Genomic DNA, 8,258 nt, shown 5'->3' on the forward strand with positions numbered 1-8,258 from the left:
GTGCGCTCCCTCTCCCGCTTGCGGGGGAGGGAGCGCACCTCGACTTGGCTGCATTCCATGCTCGCGTTCCCGTCGGGATGGTCTATAACGCCCTCCGATCCCAATGAAATTCGTTCATTTCCGGCCGATGGCTCCATCGCAACAGGCGAAATCGTCCAAATCTGCTCGTAGCTTGCTGGCGGGGCTAGCCGTTGGCGCCTGCCTCCTCGCAGGCCTTCCCGGCGCCGAGGCGCAGGCCCCGGCCAAGCAGCCTCCCCCGCCGCCCCAGGGGACGCAGCAAGCCGCACCTCGGGTCGCGCAGGCCGCCCCGCAGGCCGTGCCCGGCTTCTGGGACCCGCGGCGGCGACCGGAGCGGCCGGACCTGTCGCGCCTGACCGTGATCCGCTTCCTGACCGAGACCGACTATCCGCCGTTCAATTTCACCGGCGCCGACGGCAACCCGGCCGGCTTCAACGTCGATCTGGCCCGCGCGCTGTGCGAGGAGATCAAGGTCACCTGCACGGTGCAGATGCGCCGCTTCGAGACGCTGGTCGACGCGCTCTCCTCCAACCGCGGCGATGCCATCATCGCCTCGATGGCGGTCAGCCCGCAGCTGCGCGCCCGGGTCGACTTCACCGATCCCTATTACCGCGTGCCGGCGCGCTTCGCCTCGCGCAAGGACGCGGTGATGCCGGAGATCCGGCCCGAATATCTCGAGGGCAAGAAGGTCGGCGTCATCGCCGGCTCCGCGCACGAGGCCTATCTCAAGGCGATGTTCACCGACGCCGAGCTGCACCCGTATCCCAACGACGACGCGATGCGCGCCGCCCTTCGCAAGGGTGAGGTCGATTTCATCTTCGGCGACGCCATCTCGCTGGCGTTCTGGATCAACGGCACCGATTCCGGCGATTGCTGCGCCTTCTCCGGCGGCCCTTTCGTCGAGAGCCGTTTCTTCGGCGAAGGCATCGGCATCGCCGTCCGCAAGGGCAATGACGTGCTGCGCCAGGCCCTGAACTGGGCCCTGTTCCGCGTCTGGGAAAAAGGCCGCTACACCGATCTGTGGCTGCGGTATTTCTCGGTAAGCCCGTTCTAGCCATCGATCGTCATTCCGGGGCGCGCGAAGCACGAACCCGGTATCTCGAGATCGTTGAATTGTCATTCCGGGACGGTCCGAAAGACCAGACCCGGAATCTCGAGATTCCGGGTTCGATGCTAGCGCATCGCCCCGGAATGACGACCAAGACCATTTTTGCATTCTGCCCGGAAATCGCTATTTTCCGCGGCCCGGAGGCCCTTCTTGATGTCCGTTATCGATCCCAACATGAGCCCGAGCGATCTTCGTGCGCTCGCCGAACAATCCAACGCCTGGCCGTTCGAGCAGGCAAAGGCCATTGTCGCGCGGCTGAAGAAAAGGCCGAAGGACGAGGTGCTGTTCGAGACCGGCTACGGACCATCCGGCCTGCCGCATATCGGCACGTTCGGCGAGGTCGCGCGCACTTCGATGGTGCGCCATGCCTTCCGCGTTCTGACCGAGGACAAGGTCAAGACGCGCCTCCTGGCGTTCTCCGACGACATGGACGGGTTTCGGAAAGTGCCCGACAACGTTCCGAACAAGGAGATGCTGGCCGCGCATCTCGGCAAGCCGCTGACGCGGGTGCCGGATCCGTTCTCCAACGAGTACCCCTCATTCGGTGCGCACAACAACGCGCGCCTGCGCGCGTTTCTGGATCATTTCGGCTTCGACTACGAATTCGCGAGCTCGACCGACTATTATACGTCCGGCCGCTTCGACGCGACGCTGCTCAAGATGTTAGCTGCCTACGACAAGGTGATGGCGATCATCCTGCCGACGCTAGGGCCCGATCGCCGCGCGACCTATTCGCCGTTCCTGCCCATCAGCAAGACCAATGGTGTCGTGCTCCAGGTGCCGATGATCCGCCGCGATGTCACGGCCGGCACGGTGACCTATGTCGATCCTGATACGAACCAGGAAGTGGAGACGCCCGTCACCGGCGGCAACGTCAAGTGTCAGTGGAAGGCCGACTGGGCGATGCGCTGGGTCGCGCTCGGCGTCGACTACGAGATGGCCGGCAAGGATTTGATCGACTCCGTGAAGCTCTCCGGCGCGATCGCCAGAGCGCTCGGTGCCACGCCGCCCGAAGGCTTCAACTACGAGCTCTTCCTCGACGAGCAGGGCCAGAAGATCTCGAAGTCGAAGGGCAACGGCCTCACCATCGACGAATGGCTGCGCTACGCCTCGCCGGAATCGCTGTCGCTGTTCATGTATCGCGAGCCGAAGGCGGCCAAGCGGCTGTATTTCGACGTCATCCCGCGCAACGTCGACGACTACCAGCAGTTCATCGACGGCTTCGCCAGGCAGGATGACAAGCAGCAGCTCGGCAATCCGGTCTGGCACATCCACAACGGCAAGCCGCCGCAGGGCGACATGCCCGTCACCTTCCAGCTCCTGCTGACGCTGGTGTCGTCGTCGAACGCGGAGAATGCCGAGACGCTGTGGGGTTTTATTGGCCGCTATCGTCCGGGCGTCTCGCCGCAGACGCATCCGAAGCTCGATGCGATGGTCGGCTACGCCATCAATTACTACCGCGACTTCGTCGCGCCGACGAAGCAGTTCCGCGTGCCCTCGGACAACGAGCGCAGCGCGCTGCAGGACCTGCGCGATGCGCTGTCACAGCTTGCGCAGGACGCATCTGCCGAGGATATTCAGAACGTCGTCTACGAGATCGGCCGCCGCGAGCCATTCCTCGATCAGGTCAAGAAGGGCAAGGACGGCCGTCCCGGCGTCACGCTGGACTGGTTCAACATGCTCTATCAGGTGCTGCTCGGCCAGGAGAAGGGCCCGCGCTTCGGCTCCTTCGTCGCGGTGTACGGCGTGCAGAACGCGGTCAACATGATCGACGGCGCGCTGGCGCGGTCAGCGTAGCGTTGTAGCCCGGATGGAGCGAAGCGAAATCCGGGGTCTTCAGGAGCGGCATCAGCGGTCCCGGATTGCGCTTTGCTGCATCCGGGCTACGGACCTTCGTCCCGTCTCGAATCGACTTTAGCACGTAGCGCCTGTTATCCTTCTGCACCGGGCGCGCGTTCATCGGATAGAGTTTTGCGAACGCGGCGACGTCAGCGGCGGACACCTGAATCGGGGTGGTCAGCAGCAGCCATTCGACCACTTCCGAACAGGGCGGGGTCGTCAGCGAGCCGGGATAGCGGAAGTAGCTCAGCTTTTGCGGCAGCATGGCGTGCGGGTCGATGCCCGCATCCGCCTTCACCGCCGGGCCTTCCGCCGCCGACATGGTCTTGACGATCTTGCCGAAGGCCGGGTTCGGCCTGCCCTCGGCCATCAGCACGCCGACCACGGCGAGGCCGCCGGCTTCGTTGCGATGGACGAAATGCGCCTCCATCGGAAAATTCTTGCCGCCGATCATGTGCTCGCTCGGCCGGTGGAAGTGCACCTGAAGCAGCTTGTACTTGACGTCGCCGAGCATCAACGTGCTGCCTTCGGCGAAGTTGAGCTGGATCGTGTGTCCGTTGTTGACGATGGTGTCGGCGCTCTTGCCCCAGTTCAGCTTCAGAACCGGCAATTGCGACTTGATCGTCCCCTCGATGTCGATCGGCGATTGCTGCAGGCCGACCGCGCAGGCCTTGTTGGCCGCATCGAGATCGCCCCATTTGGCCGGGCCGCCGACGCCTTCATAGCTCCAATGCGCGCCTTCGGCGGCGAAGGCCGGCTTGCACAGCGGACAAAGCGCAAGACCCGCGAGAGCCTTCAATGCGTGACGGCGATTCATCATATCCCCTAAGATGAACTTGATTGGCAATATCGGCCGCAACCTATGCGAGAGCGGCGGTGAGTCGCAATGGCGATGCAGGAGTGACGCGAGCCGGGAGCGGATTCAGACCTTCTGGCGAAAGGTCTCCAGCACGGCCGCGACGATCTTCTGCCCGTTTCTGCGCAGCTTCCTGGAATCGTCGGCGTGGGGTAGCAGCAGTCCGATCTTGCAGATCATGGCGTCGATCATCCGGCTGAGCAGATCGACATCGTCCGCGTGCAACTCGCCATCGCGCTTCAGGGCCCGCAGGGTCGCGATCAGGAGCGCGGTCGGGTAGGTCTCCTCGATCTCACGATAGCGCGGCTCGCCGAGCACGGCCTGCGCTTCCTGGATGACGATGCGCGCATAGTCCGGCTCTTCGCAGGCGTCGAGATAAGCGTCGATGCCGGCGCTGAGACGATCCCAGATCTTGCGCTCGTTGCGCGCCGCGATCTCGATTCTGCCGGCCGCGTCGCGCTGCATGGCAACGACCACGGCGTCGAACAGCGCCTTCTTGTCCTCGAAGTGATGGTAGAACGCGCCGCGCGTGACCCGCGCCGCCCGTGAGATCGCCTCCATGCCGGCGGCCTGAAACCCGTGGGCCGCAAACGCTTCGCGGCCGGCATCGAGCAGCGCCTGCCTGGTGGCCTCGCTGTACTCTTCCCGACGACTTCTCGGAGGATCCTTCGCCCGCATCGCGCGCAACCTAATGCTTGACGCGTCGGTATCAAACCGCTTATAACATACATGATGTATGTATTAGACACGTAGAATGTGTATAAAAAATTCGATGAGGTAGACCATGGACGGCAGGCGCATGTTCGAGCTGGCGGAAAGGCTGGCGATCGCGAAAAGCCGGCAGGACATCCCAGCGGCGCTGGAGGTTCTGCATCCCGACATGGTGCTGGAGACGCCGGCCTTCGGCACCCGGGCGCAGGGTCTCGCCGAAAACCAGCGCATCCTGGCGCGCTTCTTCAAGTCCTTTCCGGACTATCACGTCACGCTCGATGGCCGCGCCAATTGCCCCGACACGCTGGTCTGCTGGGGCACCGCGCGGATGACGATGACGGGCGATCGCTTCGGGGCCGTGCCGAACGGCCGTCGCGCCGAGCTATCGGTGTTCATCGCCTTCGCCTTTCGCGACGACAAGATCGCGTATGAGCGCTTCGTCTTCGATCTCTCCGAGCTCTGCGCCCAATCCGGGGTCTCGACCGACGCGGTCAGGCGCAAGCTGTTCGGCGAAGCCACGCAGGCAGCGTAGCTCGCCGACGCAACTCCATCCACGAAACAGGAGCGTCAGACCATGGCGGATCCCCGCATCAAGCCCGTCGGTGACCTCGCGACCAGGCTTCTCTTCGACATCGTTGTCGACCTCGATCCGCGCATCAATTTCGGTGCCGGGCCGATCGGGCAGCGCGTGCTGTTCGGGGCAGCCAAGGGTTCGTTCGAAGGGCCGCGCCTGCGCGGCGAGGTGCTGCGGGGCGGTGGGGACTGGGCCTTGTTTCGCGCCGATGGCACCATGACCCTCGATGTCCGCCTGTCGCTGCGGACGCATGATGGCGAGCTGATCTACATGACCTATGGCGGCCGCTGGGTGACGCCGCAGGCTTTGCGCGCCGAGATGGCGGATCCCGCGCAACGTACCAAGGTCGATCCCGCCGGATATTACTTCCGCACCAATCCGCTGTTCGAGACCGGCTCGCAAACCTATGCCTGGCTCAACGACATCGTCTGCGTCGGCAAGGGCTACCTTGTCGAAGGTGCCGTCGCCTACAAGATCTTCGAAGTGCTGTGAGAGCTCCGTGGATGCGTTGAGTGCGCTGCACGTGAGCGTCCCCTCGCCCTCACTGCCTCGCCCACATGATGCGCGCGATCCACGCCACATCGCTCGCCGCCATCGTGCGCCCGGCCTGCGACGCATCGAACGACTGAAGCTCCAGCGCCTTCGCGGTGCGGCGCCCCAGCGTCGCGACCACCACCTCGCCCCCTTTGGTCTTCACCACCACGCGGTCGCCTTTGCGGATCGGTGCGCCGGGTGAGACCAGGATGAGGTCGCCGTCGCGATAGGCAGGTAGCAGCGCATCGCCGGAAATCTCCAGCGCAAAGGTGTGGCTGTCCTCGGTGGGAAGCGCGATTTCGGTCCAGCCCTTGCCGGATGGAAAGCCGGCCTCATCGAAAGCGCCGCTTGCGCCGGCCAGCGCGAAGCCGAGCAGCGGTACCGAGCGACCGTCGCCGGCCTCACCGTCGATCAGCCGCGCAAAGCTCTCGATCGAGGAGCCGGCCGCGGCCAGCGCCTTTGCGATCGATTCGGTCGAGGGCCAGCGCTCGCGGCCGTCGGAGGTGACGCGCTTGGATCTGTTGAAGGTGGTGGGATCAAGCCCAGCGCGCTTGGCGAGGCCGGATGGCGACAGACCGGCGCGCGCCGCCAGCCGATCCAGGGCGACCCAGATCTGGTCGTGCGTCAGTATCCTCTGCGCTTTGGCCTGTCTGACCATGCAAGGTCCAGCCCGTCGCAACTCAGGAAAACTATCCTCAAATCAACCGGTTTTCCGTTTTTCGCGCAAGAGGCGATGGGCAGGCGCGCCTTCAAGCGATGTGGATAGCGGTTCGCCTCAAGAAAACGCGCTAAAACAGGAATCCAGAGCCCCGTTCCGATTTCATCGGAACGGAATAGGCTCTAAGTCTTGAGTTCGGAAGGGGCGGCCTTTACGGTCGCGCCCGGGTTTCGGGGACCCGCACGCGGCGAAAAAACCCAAGAAACTCAAAGAGCTGACTCAAAGAGCAAACAGGGCTGCGCAAGCGGTGGTCAAGATCTACAAAATCTGTCCGGCCTCGGCCTGGCGTGAGGCGGAACGACAGGGCGTCTACCGGGGCAGCGCGGACGATGCGCGCGACGGCTTCATCCATTTCTCCACCGCCGCCCAGGTTCCCGAGACTTTGCGCAAGCACTATGTCGGACAGCGCGCGCTGTTCCTGGTCGAGGTCGACGGCGACGCACTCGGCAGCGAGCTGCGCTGGGAGCGCTCGCGCAATGACGAGCTGTTTCCACATCTCTATGGCGAGCTCGACCTCGGCGCGGTGCTGTCGGTGATGAACCTCAACATCCGCTCGGACGGCGGCCACGACACTCCGGAGCTGCTGCCGTGATCCGCGCTTTCGACGCCTTTTCGCTGCCGGTGCTGCGCTGGCTCGATCCGGAAGACGCCCATCGCCTCGCGATCCAGGGCCTGCGCTTCCTGCCGCCGGTCAAGCCGCGCGCTGACGATCCCAAGCTCGCGATGCGCGCCTTCGGGCTCAACTTTCCCAATCCGATCGGCATGGCCGCGGGCTTCGACAAGAGCGCCGAGGTGCCGGACGCATTGCTGCGGCTCGGCTTCGGCTTCGTCGAGATCGGCTCGGTGACGCCGAAGCCGCAAGTTGGCAATCCGCGGCCGCGGCTGTTTCGTTTGGAGCGCGACGAGGCCGTCATCAACCGCATGGGGTTCAACAATGACGGCGCCGACGTCGCCTTGCGCCGGCTCGCCGCGCGCGCGCAACACGGCGGCATCGTCGGCGTCAATGTCGGCGCCAACAAGGATTCGCCGGACCGCGTCGCCGATTACGTCAAGCTGATCGAGACCTTTGCGCCGGTCGCGAGCTATTTCACGGTCAACGTCTCCTCGCCGAACACGCCGGGCCTGCGCAATTTGCAGGAAGGCGCCCTGCTCGACGATCTCCTCGCCAGGGTAATCGACGCGCGCGAGCGTGTGCGCCAGAAGGCCGGCGACACGCCGGTGCTGCTCAAGATCGCGCCGGATCTGAGCCTCGCCCAGCTCGACGACGTCGTGCAGGTGGCGCGCTCGCGCCGGGTCGACGGCATGATCGTGTCGAACACGACGATCGCGCGGCCGAGCACGCTGCGGGAGGAGATGCGCGCCAAGGAGCAAGGCGGCCTGTCCGGCCGGCCGCTGTTCCGCCTGTCGACGCGCATGGTCGCGGAGACCTATGTACGCGTCGAAGGCGCGTTCCCGCTGATCGGCGTCGGCGGCGTGGATTCGGGCGGTGCCGCGCTGACGAAGATCCGCGCCGGCGCTAGCCTGATCCAGCTCTATTCGTCGCTGATCTACAAGGGCCTCGGCCTCGTCGACGAGATCAAGCGCGACCTCACCTCGACGCTGCTTCGCACCGGGCGGGATTCCCTGTCCGAGATCGTCGGCGCAGATGCGGCGACGCTCACAGCAGAAGACTGGCCGGGGATGTAAGACGGTCTCGCGCCCCGGACGCAGCGCAGCGCGCCGACTTCGGCGTGGTGCGCTGCCGAGCCGGGGCCCATGTGACAGCGAACTCGATGAGAAATGGGTCCCTGTGTCTTGGAAGTCTGTCAGGATGGGGTTGGGCGGGAAGCCGTTGGGTCCTTGGCGCTTGACGCCGTGAGCCGGCTCGGTCTCCCGCCCGTTCCATTACCAACCTGAACAA

Annotated in this window: 8 protein-coding genes and 1 pseudogene; 6 read left to right on the plus strand and 3 right to left on the minus strand. The window is 64.7% G+C overall.

The genetic code is table 11. The features are described from left to right. The first annotated feature begins 127 nt into the window (after nt 1-127). Both CV770_RS39770 and CV770_RS39775 read left to right on the plus strand, forming a co-directional pair. Complete coding sequence (locus CV770_RS39770; protein WP_104466199.1) at nt 128-1,072, plus strand: ABC transporter substrate-binding protein; 945 nt, start codon at nt 128-130, stop codon at nt 1,070-1,072. Nucleotides 1,073-1,279: 207 nt separating this feature from the next. After that, nucleotides 1,280-2,923, plus strand: coding sequence for a lysine--tRNA ligase (locus tag CV770_RS39775; RefSeq protein ID WP_104466194.1), 1,644 nt, complete (start codon nt 1,280-1,282; stop codon nt 2,921-2,923). 109 nt (nt 2,924-3,032) lie between these two features. On the opposite strand, the pseudogene CV770_RS39780 reads toward CV770_RS39775, so the two are convergent. Further along, nucleotides 3,033-3,782 (minus strand): annotated as a pseudogene (locus CV770_RS39780) (carbonic anhydrase); the annotation flags it as partial. 105 nt (nt 3,783-3,887) lie between these two features. Continuing rightward, nucleotides 3,888-4,499, minus strand: coding sequence for a TetR/AcrR family transcriptional regulator (locus tag CV770_RS39785; RefSeq protein WP_104466195.1), 612 nt, complete (start codon nt 4,497-4,499; stop codon nt 3,888-3,890). Nucleotides 4,500-4,605: 106 nt separating this feature from the next. Here CV770_RS39785 and CV770_RS39790 point away from each other — a divergent pair, with 106 nt between their 5' ends. Together CV770_RS39790 and CV770_RS39795 are read left to right on the plus strand one after the other, a co-directional pair. Then, on the plus strand, nt 4,606-5,064 hold the full coding sequence (locus CV770_RS39790) for an ester cyclase (protein ID WP_104466196.1): 459 nt from the start codon (nt 4,606-4,608) through the stop codon (nt 5,062-5,064). Nucleotides 5,065-5,106: 42 nt separating this feature from the next. Then, nucleotides 5,107-5,598 (plus strand): DUF3237 domain-containing protein, encoded by a 492-nt coding sequence (locus CV770_RS39795; RefSeq protein ID WP_104466197.1) that lies wholly within the window; start codon nt 5,107-5,109, stop codon nt 5,596-5,598. Between the two features lie 49 nt (nt 5,599-5,647). Here CV770_RS39795 and CV770_RS39800 read toward each other — a convergent pair whose 3' ends face one another. Further along, nucleotides 5,648-6,298 carry a S24 family peptidase gene (locus tag CV770_RS39800; RefSeq protein WP_104466198.1) on the minus strand — a complete coding sequence of 217 codons (651 nt, stop codon included), beginning with the start codon at nt 6,296-6,298 and terminating at the stop codon, nt 5,648-5,650. 307 nt (nt 6,299-6,605) lie between these two features. Here CV770_RS39800 and CV770_RS39805 point away from each other — a divergent pair, with 307 nt between their 5' ends. Beyond that, entirely contained in the window at nt 6,606-6,950 is a 345-nt protein-coding gene (locus CV770_RS39805) for a DUF952 domain-containing protein (RefSeq protein WP_018320827.1), read from the plus strand. Beyond that, nucleotides 6,947-8,044, plus strand: coding sequence for a quinone-dependent dihydroorotate dehydrogenase (locus tag CV770_RS39810; RefSeq protein ID WP_091965816.1), 1,098 nt, complete (start codon nt 6,947-6,949; stop codon nt 8,042-8,044). The genes CV770_RS39805 and CV770_RS39810 overlap by 4 nt, the downstream gene beginning before the upstream one ends. The last annotated feature ends 214 nt before the right edge of the window (nt 8,045-8,258 follow it).

Origin of the sequence: Bradyrhizobium sp. AC87j1, from assembly GCF_002936975.1 — a bacterium.
Classification (GTDB): Bacteria; Pseudomonadota; Alphaproteobacteria; order Rhizobiales; family Xanthobacteraceae; genus Bradyrhizobium; species Bradyrhizobium shewense.